Origin of the sequence: Rhizobium sp. AG207R (genome assembly GCF_027109195.1) — a bacterium.
GTDB classification, from domain to species: domain Bacteria; phylum Pseudomonadota; class Alphaproteobacteria; order Rhizobiales; family Rhizobiaceae; genus Rhizobium; species Rhizobium dioscoreae.
In genome coordinates this window covers 51,265-68,727 of the sequence record NZ_JAEPVT010000019.1, presented here as the reverse complement: position 1 = coordinate 68,727, position 17,463 = coordinate 51,265, and the positions used below count along the sequence as shown (strand labels likewise).

Here is a 17,463-nt window from a genome sequence, read left to right as displayed (position 1 = left end):
TGATCCAGACTATCCGTGGCGGATCATGCAGTCTCCGGCGGGATGACGCCCTTGGTCAAGGTGAAACAGCCGTAGAAGCGGCGCTCGCCGGTCTGAATGACGCAAAAGGCATCCTTGGCACGCTCGTAGAAGGCATAACGCTCGACCGGCATCAACGGCCAATGCTTGCCCTCGGCCTTGTCGATCACCGCCTGAACCTCCCGCTGGACCTGCGGCACCTCCTCTGGAGAACCCACAACTTCCATGCGCGTCGCGGCGTCATCAATGAAGGTATCGAGCGGCATCAGCGACAATATCGCCGCGACGGCATCGGCAGCGGGCACATTGTCGATGCGCAGCAGCTCGCCCAGGACCGTCTGGCTCGCAATGGCCTCCGCCGGGAAATTCGTGTCGACGACGACGAGCATGTCGCCATGCCCCATCGATTTCAGCGCATAGAGCACGTCCGCATTCAACAGCGGCGAAATTCCCTTCAGCATGAACGTTCCTCCGATAGCCTGTGGCGGCCACTTCGCGGCCGCTTTGTTCTCCGCGCAAACAAGTAACCATCGCGTTCCTGTCTGTCCATAGGCGCCGGGAACGTTTTCGGCGGGTAGCCTGCAGCAATTCCAGGAAAAGTGCGCAGCGGTTTTCCGTTCGGGATTGCGTGAAAGCAAAGGGATAGAGCGGCTCAGAGATTCCGTGAAAAACTGAACCGCTCTGGCCATGAACTGTGCATCCCGCCGCGGCTTATTTCAGCCGTTATTGACCCGATAGGTTCGTCGGCATTAACTGAGGTACGTTCAACGGTTGAGAGGTGCATGTGCGCATTCTTGTGGTGGAGGACGACGACACGATCGGCGGCGCGGTTCGCGACCATATCGCGGCAGGCCCTCATGCCGTGGATTGGGTCAAGAACCTGACCGATGCGGAGGAGGTCACCAGTGCGGTGCAATACGGCCTCATCCTGCTGGATCTGCAGCTTCCCGATGGCAGCGGCATCGATTTCTTGAAGCGGCTGCGCCGCAAGCCTGACGAAACGCCCGTCATCATCCTGACAGCTCGCGATCAGATCTCCGACCGTATCGAAGGCCTGAACAGCGGCGCCGATGATTATCTCGTCAAGCCGTTCAACCTTGGCGAATTGACGGCCCGTATCCTGGCGGTCGCCCGGCGTTATGCCGGCAGTCCGCAGCCGACCCTCCGGTTTGACGACCTCGAAATCGACCAGCCGCAGCGCCGCGTCAAGCTGGCGGGCAAGGACGTGATCCTGACGGGACGAGAATGGGCCGTGCTCGACCTGCTGATCACGCGGCCGGGCGCGATCGTCTCCAAGGACAAGATAGAAGAGGCGCTCTACGCCTTCGGATCCGAAATCGAGAGCAACACGGTGGAGGTCTATGTCAGCCGCCTGCGCAAGAAGATCGGCAAGGACCGCATAAGGACGGCCCGCGGCGTCGGCTATTGCCTGGGTGAGCGATGACCGAACACAAGGAGCCCAGCCGCGCCAGCATCACCCGGCGCCTGATCACTGCGCTGACCGGCACTGTCGTCGTCTTCTGGCTGATTGCGGTCGGCATCGGTGTCTATGTCGTCAACAAGGAACTCTCGGAAACATTCGATGGCGCATTGCAGGAAACCGCCGAGCGTCTTCTGCCGCTGGTGCTCGACGATCTCGCCAACCGCGACCATTCCGGCGATCCTCAGAGCCTGGAAGAACTCAACAAGGGGCTGAACCGCGAATATCTGACCTATCAGGTACTCGATGGGAACGGCAAGGTCATCCTGCACTCCCACGATGCCCCTCCAACCGCCTATGACGTGCCGCTGAAGATCGGCTTCCACAATACATCGCGATACCGGATCTATACCGAATCCTCGGCCGACGGCACGATCTTCCTGCACGTCGCCGACGCCTTCAAGAATCGCCGCGAGGCATCGCGCGAAAGTGGCGTTGCCCTGCTCTGGCCGCTACTGGCCCTCATTCCCGCCAGCATCATCGCCATCGGCGTCATCGTCGGCCGATCGCTGCGGCCGATCGACCGCTTGCGCTCGGAGATCGCCACCAAAGACGGCGGCAACATGGCGCCGCTCGTGAGCGAGACGCTGCCGCTCGAGCTGCAACCGATCGCCCGCTCCGTCAATCTGCTGCTGGAGCGCCTGCGCCTGGCCCTGGAAGCCGAGCGCGAATTCACCGCCAATAGCGCCCATGAGCTGCGCACCCCGATTGCAGGCGCTCTTGCGCAGACCCAGAGGCTGATCGCCGAACTGCCGCAGGGGCAATTGACGGAACGCGCCGGCCGCATCGAGACATCGCTTTCCAATCTCGGCCGGCTCGCGGAAAAGCTGCTGCAGCTTTCCCGCGCCCAGGCCGGGATCGGCACGGGTGACAAACCCGCCGATCTCGTGGCCATCATCGAAACCGTCATAGGCGATTACGACCGCGATACGGGAACGGCAGGCCGTGTCCTCCTGGAGAATGAAACGGCGGAGAAACTGATGCGCAACGTCGATATTGACGCATTTGCGATCGTCATGCGCAATCTCATCGAAAACGCCTTGATCCATGGGCCGGTGGATGATGAAGTGACCGTCCGGATCGACGACCGCACCGTCCGCGTCATCAACGGCGGCGCCGTGCTTTCCGCACATGATCTCGCCGGCCTGAAGAAGCGCTTCTGGCGCGGCAAGACGAAAGCAGCAGGCTCCGGCCTTGGACTTTCGATCGTCGAGCGCATCGTCGGCCAGATCGGCGGCCATCTCGATCTACTGTCGCCGGCGACCGGCAGGACCGATGGCTTTGAAGCCAGGATCACCCTGCCGTCCGGCTGATGACGCTCTAACTGTCAGGGATTGGCCTCATAGAGGATTGATCTTGCAAAGACCGGCAAAGGGTGCGAGCAAGTGCGCCATGTTTCCAGCGGGTCGGTATCCATGATCGTTTCCTTCGACATTGGCGGCAGCGCCATCAAAGGCGGCATTGCCCGCTCCGTGACGGACATCGTGCCGCTGGCGCGGCGCCCGACGCCCAGGCACGATTTCGCCGAATTCGTCAATGCCTTGCGTGAGGTGATTGCCGAAGCCGGCGAGAGGCCGGATTGCCTCTCCTTCTCCATCGCCGGCGTCGTCGATCCTGATACGCAGACACTCACCTGCGCCAATATTCCCTGCATTCACGGCCGGCATCTTGCCGCCGATCTGGAGGCGGAACTCGGCTATCCCGTGCTGATCGCCAATGATGCCGATTGCTTCGCCATGGCGGAGGCCATGTCCGGAGCGGGCCGTGGCCATCGCATCGTCTTCGGCGCCATTCTCGGTACCGGCGTCGGCGGCGGCCTTGTCGCGGATGGCCGACTGGTCAATGCTGCCGGCGGCTTTGCCGGGGAATGGGGCCACGGCCCCATCATCGCGTCCGCCGCCGGCAATCCACCAGTCGCTATTCCCGCCTATGTCTGCGGCTGTGGCCAGAAGGGCTGCGTCGACACCGTCGGCGGCGCACGCGGCATCGAACGCCTGCACAAGACGCTTCACGGGCTGGAACTTTCCAGCGAGGAGATCATCGGCCAGTGGCTCAGGGGCGAAGACCGTGCCGAACGCACGATTGACGTCATGGTGGATCTGGTCGCCTCGCCGCTTGCCCTCACCGTCAACATAACTGGCGCGACGATCGTGCCGGTCGGCGGTGGCCTTTCCAACGTCGAACCGCTCCTGGCACGTTTGGACGAGGCGGTGCGCGCCCGCACCCTGCGCAAGTTCGGCCGGCCGCTCGTCGTGCCGAGCGAGTGCAAGCTGGAACCGGGCCTCATCGGCGCCGCCCTGCTGGGCCTGCAATATACCGGAGAGCGCACCCATGCTGCTTGAGGTCTGTGTCGAGGATATTGCCGGCCTCAAGGCGGCCGTCGAGGGTGGCGGCGACCGTATCGAGCTTTGCAGCGCGCTTCCTCTCGGCGGGCTGACGCCGAGTGCCGGGCTGATGGCCGCCGCAGCGAAGATACCTATCCCTGCATACGCCATTATCCGTCCGCGCGCCGGCAGCTTCGTCTATTCGGCGGATGAACTTGACGTCATGAAGCGCGACATCGATGCCGCACGAGCTGCCGGTTTGCCGGGAGTCGTGCTCGGCGCTTCCCTGCCGGATGGGCGACTTGATGTTGACACGCTCAAGGCGCTCACCGCCCAAGCGGAAGGTCTCGGCAAGACGCTGCACCGCGCCTTCGATCTGGTGCCCGATGTCGAGGAAGCCGTCCATGTCGCTATCTCCCTCGGCTTCGAACGCATTCTGACCTCCGGCGGCGCAAGGACTGCGGCCGAAGGCGTTGCCATGCTTGAGCAGGCGATTGCAGCCGCCGCCGGCCGCATCTCCATCATGCCCGGCTCCGGCGTGACGCTTGCAACGGTCGGCCAGCTATGGCCGCGCCTGCAGATCAGCGAGATCCACGCCTCCTGCTCCGCAACCGCCTCGGAGACGGATGAGCGTGTCATCGCTCTCGGCTTCTCTCTGCCATCGGTCCGCCGCACGGATGCCGCCACCGTCAGGGCACTTAAGGCGTATTTCGCCTAGAGCGGACTGCTCCAAGAACGTGCAAAAAGCCGGACGCGGGGAACACGGGAACCGGATGCGGAAGGTCGCGATCTGCTTTAAGCAACATCATGAATTGACAAAGAAACATTAGAATGATCAATCGTTCATAAACGCATATGCTGTAGCCATGAACATGGCTGCGCAACATACAGTTATTGCAGCAAGGTAAGTTTCCTCGGGAGTAGCTGTGATCTGAACCATGTCGGTGGCGCCACCTCGCAAGAAAAGCAGGGCTGTCTTTTGGATTGCCGCCGTTGTCATCGGTTCGATCATCCTGGCAACCGCGCTCCTTGCCAACGATATGCGCAATCTGCGGGCGCTGGATGATCGCTATCATCTCAATCTCTTTCCAAAACCGGAACAACATGCAGCAGCGCCCGCCGCGCCTGCGCAAGAACAGCAGCCGGCCCATGCGGCTACGCCTGCGGCGGCAGCGCCGAAGACATTAGCCGCGGCGGCTACAAGCGTCCGTGTCAAGCCGGCGACGGTCACCGCCAAGCCATCCGTCAAGAAAAGATCCCATCTGCTGGATGAGCCTGTCGACGCGCTGCTGAGTGCCTTCGTGCGCAGCTGGCGGATATCGGGCCAGACGCTTTGCGCCGATCTCCAGAAGTTCGGCCTGTCCGTAGGCGAATGGCGGCAAAGCGAACTGGGCACCGGCACTTCGGAGTGCAGCTATGCCGTCCAGAAGGGCGCCTATGGCGATCCCAGGGCAGCTTCCTTCTTCATCATCGCCAGGGGCAAGCCATCAGGCGAAATCGATACCATCCGCATCAAGGTCATCATGCCTGACAATGACGACGGAAAGGCCGTTGCCGGCACCTTTGTCGATACTGTCGTCCTATTGCTGAACGAGACACATTGGCTGGACTTTCAGGCCGCACTCGAGGCGGTGGGCAAGCTGCAGGACGTGACGCTGCAAGCCTTCGGCGCCAAGCTTGCCTTTTTCAAGGAATTCCAGAGCGACAACAATTTCAACCTGCAACTGGAATTGCGCAGAACCTCGCCGGAGCAGCTCCGAACCGCGATCGTCTTCGACAAGGCACGCTGGACCCTCCCCTCGCCCTCCTCGACCAATTAGATCTCGGGGCATGCACGTATTTGCCGCTCTTTCATGGTGTATGTTACGAATACAACCAATAAGCAAGCGCTCAGCGGGCTACTCGCCATCATGGGATGAAACGGAGATAGAGATGGAGCCAAAAGCAACCAAATCAAACATCAAGAAGATGATTTTCATGAATATCTTCGCTCTGCTGGTTGCTGAATATTTCGCTATCGTTTCGTATTCTTTGATTTCATTCGCCTCTAATTTTAACTCAATCGCCGAGGGAATATCTGTGCCGCTGGCATTGGTCATCATTAGCTTCGCTGTGGTACCGATGGCTCTCCTGATCACGTGGAAGGCCGCTCTAGTGGCGATCGGCGTCGGCGAATTGCTCGGGCGACCCTCCTATTATTATCCGATAGCTGGAGCTATTGCTGGATACTGGACAGCTCATTCATGGGGCTTTCAAAGCAGCTCCAATAGGTTTGATGTCATTATGCTCACCATAAGCGGCGGTATCGCAGGCTATGCTTTCTGGTACATGGCTGTCCGAAGTTTGGATTTTGATTTGCAAGCGTCGCCTTCACCGAGGGTCGATGACAATGTTTGAGTCGCGAAGGTGGGACTGCAAGAAATGAATCCGCGGTCCATACCGCGAAGCGTCCGATCACAACTGCCGTTGGCACAGTGCAGCAGGGCGTATCCAGGATGGACGCCCGATTTTACAAACGGTGTCAAATATTCATGCGCGTCGGTTTTTGTTGCACTGCGCCATCGGTAGTGCTCATATAGGCAACGATTCCGAAGGTCGGCGGATCACCGGCCGCCAGCACCATGTTTCCCGAGAGCACACGAGGCGGTTTCCGAAGGGATTCATGCAAATCGTCAAACGCGCCGGTCCCCAGCCGGACGTTGGAAAGCCATTTCATTTCATGGATTCGATAGCTCCCAATCCGCAGGGCCAGACTTTTGCGGTCGAACGCAATCCCCGCCTGCGCTACATCATCCCCGCGGTGGTCGCCGTCGCCTTCCTGATGGAACAGCTGGATTCGACCATCCTCGTCACCGCCGTTCCCGATATCGCCAAGAGCCTCGATACGACGCCGCTGCGCATGAATCTGGCGGTCACGACCTATATTCTGACGCTTGCCATGTTCATTCCGGTGAGTGGCTGGTTTGCCGATCGCTTCGGCGCCCGGCGCATCTTCACGCTTTCCCTCTTCATCTTCACCATCGGCTCGATCCTCTGCGGCCTGACGACCAGCCTGCCGATGCTTATCGCCACGCGCGCACTGCAGGGCTTTGGCGGCGCAATGATGACGCCGGTCGGGCGCCTCATCCTCATCCGCAGTTTCCCCCGCAGCCAGCTCGTGACTGCCATGACCTACATGACCCTGCCCGCCGTCATCGGGCCCGTCATCGGGCCGGTGCTCGGCGGCTTCCTGACAACCTATCTGTCCTGGCGCTGGATCTTCTGGGTGAACCTGCCCTTCGGCCTGATCGGCATGGCCATGGCGCTGCGCTATGTCGAGGATACCGAACGCGACGAGACCATCAAATTCGACTTTCCCGGCTTCGTCATGGTCGGCCTCGGCTGCGTGCTGCTGCAATACGGCATCGAGAATATCGGCCGCCCGACGATCCCCGTATGGGCTATTGTCCTGACGCTTGCCGCCGCCGGCCTGCTGCTGGTCGGCTTCATCCGCTATGCCAGAACGGCGGTATCTCCGGCCGTGGATCTCACCCTGTTCAAGCTGCGCACGTTCCGCATCGGCACGCTTGCCGGCGGCATCTGTCGTGTCGGGCTGAATGGCGTGCCCTTCCTGCTGCCGCTGATGCTGCAGGTCGGCTTCGGCTTGAGCCCGATCGTCTCGGGCACGCTGACCTTCGTCAGCGCCCTGAGCGCCCTCGCCGTTCGGCCGGTCTCGGCGAAACTGCTGAAGCTCTATGGCTTCGATCGCATGTTGACCTGGAGCGCCATATTCGGTGCCGCCGTCGTCGCCGGCTTCGCGCTGATCACACCCGATACGCCGCACTGGTTCATCATCGTCTATGTCTTCATCTTCGGGCTGGCGCGGGCCGGACAGTTCATGACGTCCAATACGCTATCCTATTCCGATACTCCGGCGGCTCAACTCAGCCGCGCGACCAGTCTCGGCGGTGTGCTGCAGCAATTGAGCGTCAGCTTCGGCGTCTCCGTCGCCGCCATGCTGCTGGGTCTGGTGACTTTGGATGGATCGCCGCTGACGCCGGAGAAATTCCATATTGCATTTTTGCTGATGGCCGTGATCCCGCTGCTCGGCATACCCGGCTTTCTCAAGCTGCGGCCGGAAGACGGCGCGCAAGTGAGCGGCCATCAGCGGCAATCGAAAAAGCAGCCGTAAGGCTTATGCCGCAAGCGCCGAGGCGCGCGGATGGACGAGATGATCGCGAAGTACCGCGCCGGAGCGGTCGACTTCCTGCATCAGCACGTCGTAGCTCCACAGATCAGCCAGATGCTGCAATACGCGCTTGGCATCCATATCGTCGAGCATCGCGCCGTTCAGCACCGTATGCTTGACCAGCAGCCGCCTGTCGCCGGCAAGATCGACATCGACGATCTCGATATGCGGATCGATCCAGCCGACATCATATTGCCGTGACAATTCACGGCGGATGCGCCGGTAGCCACGCTCATCATGAATGGCGGCAACCCTCAGCCCCTCTTCCTCCTCCGGATCATCCGTCAGCTGGAACATGCGCATCTTGCGCATCAGATGCGGGCTCAAGAACTGCGCGACAAAACTCTCGTCGCGATAATTGGCCCAGAGATCGCGCAGCACCGCCATTGCATCGCCAGTGCCGGCGATTTCCGGGAACCATTGGCGATCCTCTTCCTCCGGCTTCGTCACGATGCGCTCGATATCCTGCATCATGGCAAAGCCGATCGCGTAGGGGTTGAGGCCGGAATAGCGGGGATCGTTGAAGGTCGGTTGGAAAACCACATTGGTATGCGATTTCAGGAATTCCAGAAAATCGCCGTCGCCGATGCCACCGAGTTCGTGCAGCCGGGTCATGATGCGATAGTGCACGTAGGTTGCCGTGCCCTCGTTCATCACCTTGGTCTGACTCTGCGGATAGAAATATTGGGCGACATGCCGCACGATGCGGATGATCTCGCGCTGCCAGGGCTTCAGACGCGGCGCCATCTTTTCCAGGAAATAGAGGATATTCTCCTGCGGCAGGCCCGCCAGCGAGCGCCGCCGCTCCAGATCGAGATCCTGTGTTTTCTTGCCCGATCCGGCCGGCACCGTGCGCCATAGATCGTTGAAGATCTTCTCGTCATATTCGCGCCGCTCGCGCTCGCGCTTCTCCTCGTCGCGCAGGTCCGGCGTCTTCTTGCCGGCATAGCGATGCACGCCGTGCGACATCAGCGCATGCGCTGCATCCAGCGTGCGCTCGACGGCGGCATGGCCATAGCGCTCCTCACAGCGTGCCACATAGCTCTTGGCGAAGTTGAGATAGTCGAGAATGCCTTCGGCATCGGTCCAGAGCTTGAAGAGATAATTGTTCTTGAAGAAGTGATTGTGGCCGAAGGCGGCATGCGCGATGACGAGAGCCTGCATCGTCGCACTATTCTCCTCCATCAGATAGGAGATGCAGGGCGAGCTGTTGATGACGATCTCATAGGCAAGGCCGCGCAGGCCCTTGCGGTAGAAGGCCTCATGATGGGCGAAATGCTTTCCGAAGGACCAGTGCTTGTAAAAGAGCGGCATGCCGATCGAGGAATAGACGTCGAGCATCTGCTCGGCGGTGATGATCTCGATCTGATTGGGGTAAACATCGAGCCCGAGCTCGCCGACGGCAATCTTCTCGCAGGCATCGTGAATTCGCTGGATGGTGGCGAAATCCCAGTCCGCGCCTTCGAAAAGCCGCTCCATCGATGCCTTTTTTGCCATTATCCGCTCCTTGTTTCCGCCGTCCGGCGCTGGAAGAGATCGTGGAAAACCGGATAGATCTGGCTGCGATCGCTGACACGCCGCATGGAAAGCACCGGCCATCCCACTTGCATCCGCTCGTAGAGCGACCAGATCGCCGAGCCGGACGAGATCGCGACGCTGCGTGATTCCCCCACTTCGAGATAGGCGAAATATTGGCAGACGGGCAGGATCTCGCTCGTCATCAGCGCTGCCGTCGTCGCATTGTCGGAATAGGCGTTATCACCATCCGATGCTTGCGCGGCGTAGATGTTCCAGTCGGATGCCGGGAAGCGGTCCCGCACGATCCGCCGCATGGCCTCGAGCGCGCTCGAAACCTGGGTGCCGCCGGTTGCCGGGCTGCGGAAGAAGGTCTCCTCGTCCACCTCTTCCGCTACGTCGGTATGGCGGATGAAGACGATCTCGACGCGGCGATACTGCCGGGTCAGGAAAATGTAGAGCAGCATGTAGAAGCGCTTGGCGAGATCCTTCATGTGCTCCGTCATCGAGCCGGAGACGTCCATCAGGCAGAACATGACGGCTTGCGCCACCGGCTTCGGCTCGTTCTCGAAACGGCGATAGCGGATATCGATCGGGTCGATATAGGGAATGCGCCGGACCTTCGATTCCAGTCTTTTGATCTCGTCTTCGAGCTGTGCGCGGCGCTTCTCGTCCGTGCACTCCTCGGCCTCCTCGATGAGCTTTTCGACCGTTTCCGGCTTCGGGCGATGCAGCGCGACACGGCGCATCATGGCAAGCCGCATCGTGCGGTTGATGGCAAGATTGGCAGGTGATCCCGTAACCGAATAGCCCGAGCGCACCGGATTGATCTGGTCCGCCGACATCAGGCGGCGCTTGGCTAGATCGGGCAATTCGAGATCGTCGAGGAAGAGATCGAGGAATTCGTCCCGCGTCAAGATGAAGCGGAAGGCATCCTCGCCGGTTCCATCGCCGCCGGCCCGCGACTTGCCGCTACCGCCCTCGGGGCGGGGAAGCATATCGCCTTCGATGAAGTCCTTGTTACCGGGAAGAATATGTTCCTTCAGGCCCTCCGGGCCGCGATGGAACCGAGGTTCCTCGGTTCCATCCAGGGGAATGCTGATTTCGCCACCCTTCAGAATATCCTGAATGTCGCGATTTTGAGAGGATTCATAGACCGCTCTCTGCACCAGCGCTTTTGCTCTTCGCAAAAACCGTTGACGATTTTCCAGACTTTTTCCGCCTGGGTTCAGGCGTCTGTCAACAATGTGCATTCCTTCTTCCTTGGTGGCTCATCCCGCCTGTTTCACACGCATGTACCATTCCACAAGCCGCCGAACCTGCCGTTCGGTGTAACCCCGCGCGACCATCCGCTCGACGAATTCGCCATGTTTCTTCTCCGTCTCGCCATCCTTCTTGGAGCCGAACGAGATGACGGGCAGAAGGTCCTCGACTTGAGAGAACATCCGCTTTTCGATGACTTCACGGATCTTCTCATAGCTGGTCCAGGACGGGTTCTTGCCGCCGTGGCTCGCCCGTGCCCGCAGGCAGAACTTGACCACCTCGTTGCGGAAGTCCTTCGGATTGGCGATACCGGCCGGCTTTTCGATCTTGGTGAGCTCCTGGTTCAAAAGCTCGCGGTCGAGAAGCTGGCCGGTATCCGGATCCTTGAAATCGACATCCTCGATCCAGGCGTCGGCATAGTCGACATAGCGATCGAAGAGATTCTGTCCGTAATCCGCATAGGATTCCAGATAGGCCTTCTGGATCTCGTTGCCGATGAACTCCGCATAGCGCGGCGCCAGTTCGCTCTTGATAAACTCGATATACAGCTTTTCGGTTTCAAGCGGCAGCTGTTCGCGGCGGATTGCCTGCTCCAGCATGTACATCAGATGCACCGGATCGGCACCGACTTCTGTCGTATCGTAGTTGAAGGTCGCCGCCAGCACTTTGAAGGCAAAACGGGTGGAGGCTCCATCCATGCCTTCGTCGACACCGGCCGAGTCACGATATTCCTGCACGCTGCGCGCTCTCGGATCAGTCTCCTTCAGGCTCTCGCCGTCATAGACCCGAAGCTTGGAGAAGGCGGTCGAATTCTCGTGCTTAGAAAGCCGCGTCAGAACCGTGAAGCGGGCGAGCGTCTCCAATGTCGACGGCGCGCAGGGCGCGTCGCTGAGCTCGGATTCCTCGATCAGCTTCTCATAGATCTTCTGCTCTTCGGTGACCCGCAGGCAATAAGGCACTTTCACCACGCAGATCCGGTCGATGAATGCCTCATTGTTCTTGTTGGCCTTGAATGTCTGCCATTCCGACTCGTTTGAGTGCGCCAGGATGATGCCGGAGAAGGGTATCGCACCGATATTTTCCGTACCGATGTAATTGCCTTCCTGCGTCGCCGTCAGCAGCGGATGCAGCATCTTGATCGGTGCCTTGAACATTTCGACGAATTCGAGAATGCCCTGGTTGGCACGGTTCAATGCACCGGAGTAGCTGTAGGCATCCGGATCGTTCTGCGCGAGGCTTTCGAGCTTGCGGATATCCACCTTGCCGACCAGCGAGGAAATGTCCTGGTTGTTCTCGTCGCCCGGTTCCGTCTTGGCGACGGCAATTTGCCGCAGCCTTGAGGGCTGCATCCTGACGACACGGAAGCGGGAAATATCGCCTTCGAACTCTTCCAGCCGCTTGAGGCACCAGGGACTCATGAGCCCGGTCAGGCGCCGGCGCGGAATGCCATAGCGCTCCTCGATCATCGGCCCCATGGTGACGGGATCGAACAGGCTGAGCGGGCTTTCGAAGACCGGGCTAAGCTCGTTTCCGGCCTTGAGCACATAGATGGGATGAACTTCCATCAATGATTTCAGCCGCTCGGCGAGGGATGACTTGCCGCCGCCGACAGGCCCGAGCAGATAGAGGATCTGCTTGCGCTCCTCCAGCCCCTGGGCCGCATGGCGGAAGAAGGCGACGATGCGTTCGATCGTCTCTTCCATGCCGAAAAAGCCCGAAAAAGCCGGATAAGTCCGGATGGTCCGGTTCATGAAAATACGCCCAAGCCTTGTATCCTTGGCCGTATCGATCAGCAGTGGTTCGCCCATGGCTGCCAGTAGCCGCTCAGCCGCATTTGCGTACATGAGCGGATCATCCCGGCACGCTTCCAGGTATTCTGAGAATGACATCTCGACTTCGCGCCGTGCTTCAAAAGTACGGGCGAACGTGTTGAACAGAACATCGTTGTTTAACATGGCGCCTCGGTAGCTTGCTATTGCAATTAACGCCGGCTTTTACGAGATCACTTTATCCCGCTGTATCTAAAGTGCGGTATGACTCGCTACGAATCAATAGGTGATCTGTCAATAATTCGTACGCTTGATTCCAAATGTCATCAATATCTTGATGGGGTCATGCACCGAATTAATGAAACGCAACCAAAGGATTGTTGCAGCAATACAACGCACGCAGTGGTTATGCAACCTCAACCGGCCTATTGCCGCATATTTTTGCAAATACACGATCTCGGCGAAGAATTGATCGAAGCCAGCGTCAAGCTTCATTGTCCGCATGATTGGGGAGAAAAGATGGTGCCCAGAGCCGGAATCGAACCAGCGACACGCGGATTTTCAATCCGCTGCTCTACCAACTGAGCTATCTGGGCATCCGAGCTTCGCGTCAAAGGAAGAGCCTTAGCAGGCGCTGGGCGGTTGGTTCGCCCCGGAAGCGAGCGGGGTTATAGCATCTTGTTCGGCCATGTCCAGCCGCAAATGACTCTTTTTTGACAGGAAATCGAATTTTGCCAATTCGCAAACAAAATGAAGGGGTTCACGACGCAGAACCCCTTTGGAAAATGCACTCAGTCCTGGTCGGAGCCGTCGGCCTTCGTCTCGTCCTCGGTGACAGGGATGGCGTAGGAGCCGTTGAGCCACCGCGAGAGATCGACGGAGCGGCAGCGATCCGAGCAGAAGGGATAATGTTCACGCAGCGAAGGACGGCCGCATTCCGGGCAGGGACGCGTCTTTCGCAGCGGCTCGACCTTCGAACCAACCTTGATCTCTTCAGCTTTCGTCATGATAACTATCCTTCCTGCCATCCGGCGTGGACATCGAAGCCCTCGCCTGCCAGCAGCAGCATGGTTTCATAAAGCGGCAATCCGACGACATTGGTGTAGGAACCGACAAGCTTCTGCACGAAGGAGCCGGCAAGCCCCTGAATGCCATAGGCCCCCGCCTTGCCCCGCCACTGGCCGGAGGCGAGATACATGTCGATATCCCGGCTGGAAAGCCGCTTGAAACGCACCTTGGTTTCCACCACCTTCTGGCGGGCCTTGCGGTCCGGCGTGATCAGGCAGATGCCGGTATAGACGACATGGCCGCGCCCGGAGAGCAGATGCAGCGCCGCAGCCGCCTCATCGACGAATTCCGCCTTCGGCAGGATGCGCCGCCCGACGGCGACGACCGTGTCGGCCGAAAGGATATAGCTTCCCTGCCAGGCGGCGTCGCTCTTGATGGCCGCAAAGGCGGCATCACCCTTCTCAGCCGAAAGCCGCCGCGCCAGCGAGCGCGGATGCTCCGATTTCTTCGGCGTCTCATCGATATCCATGGGCATGAGACGCGCGGGCTCGATGCCTGACTGATGCAGGAGCTCGACGCGACGCGGCGATCCGGAGGCCAGTATCAGCTTGTGTTTCAACGCCATCAGATCTCGACCTGTCATGCGGGAATGAGAGCCGGTCCGGAGCATGATGCCGAAAATGTCGGCGGCATCCGGCTCCAGCGAACGGCGGATTACTTGAAACGGTAGGTGATGCGGCCCTTGGTCAGGTCGTAAGGGGTCATTTCCACCAGCACCTTGTCGCCGGCCAGAACGCGGATGCGGTTCTTGCGCATGCGGCCCGCAGTGTGGGCGATGATCTCGTGCTCGTTTTCCAGCTTCACGCGAAAGGTCGCGTTCGGCAGGAGTTCGGTGACGACACCGGGAAATTCGAGGACTTCTTCTTTCGGCATTAAAGCTTCTTTTCCTGTCGGTTGAGGCCGGCGCTCCTGTTAAAAAGGCTGGGTCGCCGGAAATTTGCGCGGAAACTACACAATCGCCGCGGTTTTGTGAACCACGTTGATAAGGGTTTCTGCATTTGTTTCATTTGCGGCTCTAAAGCGAGCCGCGATGTTCCACAAGCCTGCTCTCAATCAGGCCGAGAAGATAGTCCCTCACCGCGCGATAGGCATCCAGAACCTGCTCACGCGTTCCATCCGTCGCCGACGGGTCCATCGTCGGCCAATAGATGACGTCGACAGCGTTCGCCCGCGTCAGTTCCAGCGCGGCATGATGCGCCTCAGGAGACAGCGTGATGATGACATCGAAGAAATCATCCTCCAACTCTTCCATGGTCTGCGGCTGACGGCGGCCAAGCGAAAGCCCGATCTCGGCAAGCACCACATCGACGAAAGGATTGCGCTCGCCGGCGCGTACCCCGGCCGAGGCGATATACGTGCCCTGCGGCAGCATGCTGCGCGCCATCGCCTCGGCCATGGGCGAACGGATGGCATTGAGGCCGCACATGAAGAGGATGGCGCCGGGGGATTTGCCCCCGGCCGACCTGCCATTCTGCTCGATCGCCTGCGGCTCATCCATGGCAATCACCCGCGCCAGTAGAGCACGCAAACGAGCGTGAAGAGCCGCCGCGCCGTATCGAAATCCACGCTGATCTTGCCGTTCAACCGGTCCATCAGCGTCTGCGAGCCTTCGTTGTGAATGCCGCGCCGGCCCATGTCGATCGCCTCGATGCGGCTTGGCGTGGCCGAGCGGATCGCCTCGTAATAGCTCTCGCAGATCATGAAATAATCCTTCACGATCCGGCGAAACGGGGTGAGCGACAGAATATGGGTGGCGACAACGCCACCATCTTCCATGCGGATGTCGAAGACCAGCTTCTGGTCGACCAGCGAAAGATTGAGTAGATAAGGCCCGCCCTCATGCCCGACAGGCGTGAAGCTGTTTTCCTCGATCAGGTCGAAGATGGCGACGGCGCGCTCGTGCTCGACATCAGGCGTCGAGCGGCCGATCGTGTCGTCCAGGACCACATCGCTCAGTCGGAAGACGCCCTTTGCCATGCCTTACCCCTCGAGATTGAGGCGGATCGCAACCGACCGCGCATGCGCATCCAGCCCCTCGGAATTGGCAAGCGCGATCGCCGCTGGCCCGAGCGCGCGGAGCTGCTCCGACCCCAGCCGGAGAATAGAGGTGCGCTTGACGAAATCGAGCACCGACAGCCCGGAGGAGAAGCGTGCAGAGCGGGCAGTCGGCAGCACATGGTTCGAGCCGCCGACATAATCGCCGATCACTTCGGGCGTATGACGGCCGACGAAGATCGCGCCGGCATTGCGAACACCGGCCAAAAGCGGCTCGGGATCATCGACCGCCAGCTCCAGATGCTCGGCCGCAATGCGGTTGGCAAGCGGAATGGCCTGCTTCACTTCGGCGACTAGGATAACCGCGCCGAAATCCCGCCAGCTCGTCGCTGCCGTCTGCGAGCGGCTGAGCTGCTTCAGCTGCCGCTCGACCGCCGCTTCCACGGCTCTGCCGAATTCGGCATCGTCGGTGATCAGGATCGCCTGCGCGCTTTCGTCATGCTCCGCCTGCGCCAGCAGATCGGCGGCGATCCAGTCCGGATCGTTATTCTTGTCGGCGATGACGAGCACTTCCGACGGGCCGGCAATCATGTCGATACCAACAGTGCCGAACACCTGGCGCTTGGCTGCCGCCACATAGGCATTGCCGGGGCCGGTGATCTTATAGACCGGCTTGATCGTCTCCGTACCATAGGCAAGTGCCGCGATCGCCTGCGCGCCACCAATGCGATAGATCTCCTCGACGCCGGCCATGCGCGCCGCAGCAAGCACGGCCGGATTGACGGCACCGCCCGTCGCCGGCACGGCGATGACGACGCGATCGACACCGGCGACCTTGGCCGGCACGGCATTCATCAGCACCGAGCTCGGATAGCTCGCCGTACCGCCGGGCACATACAGACCGACCGCTTCGATCGCCGTCCAGCGCGATCCGAGGCCAACGCCGAGATCGTCTTCATAGATATCATCCTTCGGCAATTGCCGGCGGTGATGCGATTCGATGCGGGTGGCGGCGACCTTCAGCGCGCCCAAAACCTCTGCCGGAACGGCCGCGATCGCCGCATCGATCTCCGCTTCGCTGACGCGCATCGGCGTTATGGCGAAATCGACGCCGTCGAACTTTTTGGAATAATCTGCAAGGGCGGCATCGCCGCGCGCCCGCACATCATCGATGATGCCGCGCACGACGGCATTCACATCCTCGGACACTTCCCGCTTGGTCGTCAGGAATGCGGCGAACTGCTGCTCGAACCCTTCCGACGCCTGATCCAACCAGATAGCCAAACTGATATTCCTCTTTCACTGCGGCCGCCCGCGGCGGCAAAAATCCAACCGTCGCTGCCTATTCGCCCGCGTCGGGATGTCGGGGTTTGTGGGCCGTTTCCCATGCCCCGCCGATATCCGCAAGCTGGGCCTCGATGCATTCGACATCGAGTGCGATGGTGGCGTTGGCGGCAAGGGCAAGCTCGATCGTGCCGTCTGGCCCCTCGCCCTTCTGCTCGAAGCGGATGGCGAGCAGCGAGAGAACCTCGTCGCGCTTGCGCCGGTCGAAGCCGTTGGAGCGCACGCCCTGAACGCGCTTGAAGACCAGCGCGGAACGATGGCGTTCATAAGGCTTGCTGCGCTGGTCCGATTGTTCCCAGACGAAACGGTTGGCCGCGAGCGAAAACTGCTCTTGCTTCGGCGCATAGGACATGTCGCCGACCTTGAAGACGCTATCCTGCATATAGGCAGAGATGACATCCAGGTCCTCGGTGTCGAGTGCCATTAGCTTGAGATCGCTCATTCGTCCTTTATCCCTGA

19 protein-coding genes and 1 tRNA gene are annotated in these 17,463 nt (G+C 60.1%); 7 read left to right on the top strand and 13 right to left on the bottom strand.

Annotated features, from left to right (window positions below; translation table 11 throughout):
- Nucleotides 1–23: 23 nt before the first annotated feature.
- The gene (locus JJQ51_RS31855) at nt 24–479 is read right to left on the bottom strand and encodes an RbsD/FucU family protein (protein WP_113389255.1); all 456 of its coding nucleotides are present in this window, start codon (nt 477–479) and stop codon (nt 24–26) included.
- A 323-nt stretch (nt 480–802) separates the two neighbouring features.
- Between JJQ51_RS31855 and JJQ51_RS31850 the strand changes: the two genes are divergently transcribed.
- The 6 genes from JJQ51_RS31850 to JJQ51_RS31825 all read left to right on the top strand — a co-directional run bounded on the left by JJQ51_RS31850 (nt 803) and on the right by JJQ51_RS31825 (nt 6,219).
- Nucleotides 803–1,462, top strand: coding sequence for a response regulator (locus JJQ51_RS31850; protein ID WP_069615956.1), 660 nt, complete (start codon nt 803–805; stop codon nt 1,460–1,462).
- Complete coding sequence (locus JJQ51_RS31845; RefSeq protein WP_269245789.1) at nt 1,459–2,811, top strand: ATP-binding protein; 1,353 nt, start codon at nt 1,459–1,461, stop codon at nt 2,809–2,811. Before JJQ51_RS31850 ends, JJQ51_RS31845 begins: the two co-directional genes overlap by 4 nt.
- Before the next feature lie 102 nt (nt 2,812–2,913).
- Nucleotides 2,914–3,840 (top strand): ROK family protein, encoded by a 927-nt coding sequence (locus tag JJQ51_RS31840; RefSeq protein ID WP_269245788.1) that lies wholly within the window; start codon nt 2,914–2,916, stop codon nt 3,838–3,840.
- Nucleotides 3,830–4,540 (top strand): copper homeostasis protein CutC, encoded by a 711-nt coding sequence (locus JJQ51_RS31835; protein WP_269245787.1) that lies wholly within the window; start codon nt 3,830–3,832, stop codon nt 4,538–4,540. Before JJQ51_RS31840 ends, JJQ51_RS31835 begins: the two co-directional genes overlap by 11 nt.
- A gap of 220 nt (nt 4,541–4,760) precedes the next feature.
- Nucleotides 4,761–5,642, top strand: a complete 882-nt coding sequence (locus JJQ51_RS31830; protein ID WP_269245786.1) for a DUF6030 family protein — start codon at nt 4,761–4,763, stop codon at nt 5,640–5,642.
- Between the two features lie 112 nt (nt 5,643–5,754).
- Complete coding sequence (locus tag JJQ51_RS31825) at nt 5,755–6,219, top strand: hypothetical protein (protein WP_113354489.1); 465 nt, start codon at nt 5,755–5,757, stop codon at nt 6,217–6,219.
- 124 nt (nt 6,220–6,343) lie between these two features.
- On the opposite strand, the gene JJQ51_RS31820 is transcribed toward JJQ51_RS31825, so the two are convergent.
- The gene (locus JJQ51_RS31820; protein ID WP_113354488.1) at nt 6,344–6,538 is read right to left on the bottom strand and encodes a hypothetical protein; all 195 of its coding nucleotides are present in this window, start codon (nt 6,536–6,538) and stop codon (nt 6,344–6,346) included.
- 3 nt (nt 6,539–6,541) lie between these two features.
- Between JJQ51_RS31820 and JJQ51_RS31815 the strand changes: the two genes are divergently transcribed.
- Nucleotides 6,542–7,993 (top strand): DHA2 family efflux MFS transporter permease subunit, encoded by a 1,452-nt coding sequence (locus tag JJQ51_RS31815; RefSeq protein WP_269245785.1) that lies wholly within the window; start codon nt 6,542–6,544, stop codon nt 7,991–7,993.
- Nucleotides 7,994–7,996: 3 nt separating this feature from the next.
- Here JJQ51_RS31815 and JJQ51_RS31810 read toward each other — a convergent pair whose 3' ends face one another.
- The 11 genes from JJQ51_RS31810 to JJQ51_RS31760 all read right to left on the bottom strand — a co-directional run bounded on the left by JJQ51_RS31810 (nt 7,997) and on the right by JJQ51_RS31760 (nt 17,446).
- Nucleotides 7,997–9,547, bottom strand: coding sequence for a SpoVR family protein (locus tag JJQ51_RS31810; protein WP_113389257.1), 1,551 nt, complete (start codon nt 9,545–9,547; stop codon nt 7,997–7,999).
- Nucleotides 9,547–10,818 (bottom strand): YeaH/YhbH family protein, encoded by a 1,272-nt coding sequence (locus JJQ51_RS31805; protein WP_113332450.1) that lies wholly within the window; start codon nt 10,816–10,818, stop codon nt 9,547–9,549. The genes JJQ51_RS31810 and JJQ51_RS31805 overlap by 1 nt, the downstream gene beginning before the upstream one ends.
- Before the next feature lie 18 nt (nt 10,819–10,836).
- Entirely contained in the window at nt 10,837–12,783 is a 1,947-nt protein-coding gene (locus tag JJQ51_RS31800; protein ID WP_069615949.1) for a PrkA family serine protein kinase, read from the bottom strand.
- A 334-nt stretch (nt 12,784–13,117) separates the two neighbouring features.
- Nucleotides 13,118–13,193, bottom strand: a tRNA-Phe gene (locus JJQ51_RS31795).
- A gap of 195 nt (nt 13,194–13,388) precedes the next feature.
- Nucleotides 13,389–13,604 (bottom strand): DNA gyrase inhibitor YacG, encoded by a 216-nt coding sequence (gene yacG / locus JJQ51_RS31790; protein ID WP_075851761.1) that lies wholly within the window; start codon nt 13,602–13,604, stop codon nt 13,389–13,391.
- A 5-nt stretch (nt 13,605–13,609) separates the two neighbouring features.
- A complete protein-coding gene (locus JJQ51_RS31785) occupies nt 13,610–14,230 on the bottom strand; it encodes a Maf-like protein (protein ID WP_095435914.1) in 621 nt (206 codons plus the stop codon).
- Nucleotides 14,231–14,319: 89 nt separating this feature from the next.
- Nucleotides 14,320–14,538 (bottom strand): translation initiation factor IF-1, encoded by a 219-nt coding sequence (gene infA / locus JJQ51_RS31780; protein ID WP_004117876.1) that lies wholly within the window; start codon nt 14,536–14,538, stop codon nt 14,320–14,322.
- Nucleotides 14,539–14,680: 142 nt separating this feature from the next.
- The gene (locus JJQ51_RS31775) at nt 14,681–15,163 is read right to left on the bottom strand and encodes an arsenate-mycothiol transferase ArsC (RefSeq protein WP_269245784.1); all 483 of its coding nucleotides are present in this window, start codon (nt 15,161–15,163) and stop codon (nt 14,681–14,683) included.
- A gap of 5 nt (nt 15,164–15,168) precedes the next feature.
- The gene (locus JJQ51_RS31770) at nt 15,169–15,642 is read right to left on the bottom strand and encodes a UPF0262 family protein (RefSeq protein WP_106998999.1); all 474 of its coding nucleotides are present in this window, start codon (nt 15,640–15,642) and stop codon (nt 15,169–15,171) included.
- Between the two features lie 3 nt (nt 15,643–15,645).
- Nucleotides 15,646–16,944 carry a histidinol dehydrogenase gene (hisD, locus tag JJQ51_RS31765; protein WP_269245783.1) on the bottom strand — a complete coding sequence of 433 codons (1,299 nt, stop codon included), beginning with the start codon at nt 16,942–16,944 and terminating at the stop codon, nt 15,646–15,648.
- Nucleotides 16,945–17,002: 58 nt separating this feature from the next.
- Complete coding sequence (locus tag JJQ51_RS31760) at nt 17,003–17,446, bottom strand: DUF2948 family protein (RefSeq protein ID WP_269245782.1); 444 nt, start codon at nt 17,444–17,446, stop codon at nt 17,003–17,005.
- Nucleotides 17,447–17,463 lie beyond the last annotated feature (17 nt).

Bases quoted from the DNA above. Each gene is read 5' to 3' on its own strand.
- yacG (WP_075851761.1), bottom strand. From the start codon at position 13,604: ATGACGAAAGCTGAAGAGATCAAGGTTGGTTCGAAGGTCGAGCCGCTG.
- JJQ51_RS31770 (WP_106998999.1), bottom strand. From the start codon at position 15,642: ATGGCAAAGGGCGTCTTCCGACTGAGCGATGTGGTCCTGGACGACACG.
- JJQ51_RS31805 (WP_113332450.1), bottom strand. From the start codon at position 10,818: ATGCACATTGTTGACAGACGCCTGAACCCAGGCGGAAAAAGTCTGGAA.
- JJQ51_RS31835 (WP_269245787.1), top strand. From the start codon at position 3,830: ATGCTGCTTGAGGTCTGTGTCGAGGATATTGCCGGCCTCAAGGCGGCC.
- JJQ51_RS31800 (WP_069615949.1), bottom strand. From the start codon at position 12,783: ATGTTAAACAACGATGTTCTGTTCAACACGTTCGCCCGTACTTTTGAA.
- JJQ51_RS31840 (WP_269245788.1), top strand. From the start codon at position 2,914: ATGATCGTTTCCTTCGACATTGGCGGCAGCGCCATCAAAGGCGGCATT.
- JJQ51_RS31820 (WP_113354488.1), bottom strand. From the start codon at position 6,538: ATGAAATGGCTTTCCAACGTCCGGCTGGGGACCGGCGCGTTTGACGAT.
- JJQ51_RS31810 (WP_113389257.1), bottom strand. From the start codon at position 9,547: ATGGCAAAAAAGGCATCGATGGAGCGGCTTTTCGAAGGCGCGGACTGG.
- JJQ51_RS31845 (WP_269245789.1), top strand. From the start codon at position 1,459: ATGACCGAACACAAGGAGCCCAGCCGCGCCAGCATCACCCGGCGCCTG.
- JJQ51_RS31760 (WP_269245782.1), bottom strand. From the start codon at position 17,446: ATGAGCGATCTCAAGCTAATGGCACTCGACACCGAGGACCTGGATGTC.
- JJQ51_RS31775 (WP_269245784.1), bottom strand. From the start codon at position 15,163: ATGGATGAGCCGCAGGCGATCGAGCAGAATGGCAGGTCGGCCGGGGGC.
- JJQ51_RS31830 (WP_269245786.1), top strand. From the start codon at position 4,761: ATGTCGGTGGCGCCACCTCGCAAGAAAAGCAGGGCTGTCTTTTGGATT.
- JJQ51_RS31815 (WP_269245785.1), top strand. From the start codon at position 6,542: ATGGATTCGATAGCTCCCAATCCGCAGGGCCAGACTTTTGCGGTCGAA.
- JJQ51_RS31785 (WP_095435914.1), bottom strand. From the start codon at position 14,230: ATGGCGTTGAAACACAAGCTGATACTGGCCTCCGGATCGCCGCGTCGC.
- JJQ51_RS31825 (WP_113354489.1), top strand. From the start codon at position 5,755: ATGGAGCCAAAAGCAACCAAATCAAACATCAAGAAGATGATTTTCATG.
- infA (WP_004117876.1), bottom strand. From the start codon at position 14,538: ATGCCGAAAGAAGAAGTCCTCGAATTTCCCGGTGTCGTCACCGAACTC.
- JJQ51_RS31855 (WP_113389255.1), bottom strand. From the start codon at position 479: ATGCTGAAGGGAATTTCGCCGCTGTTGAATGCGGACGTGCTCTATGCG.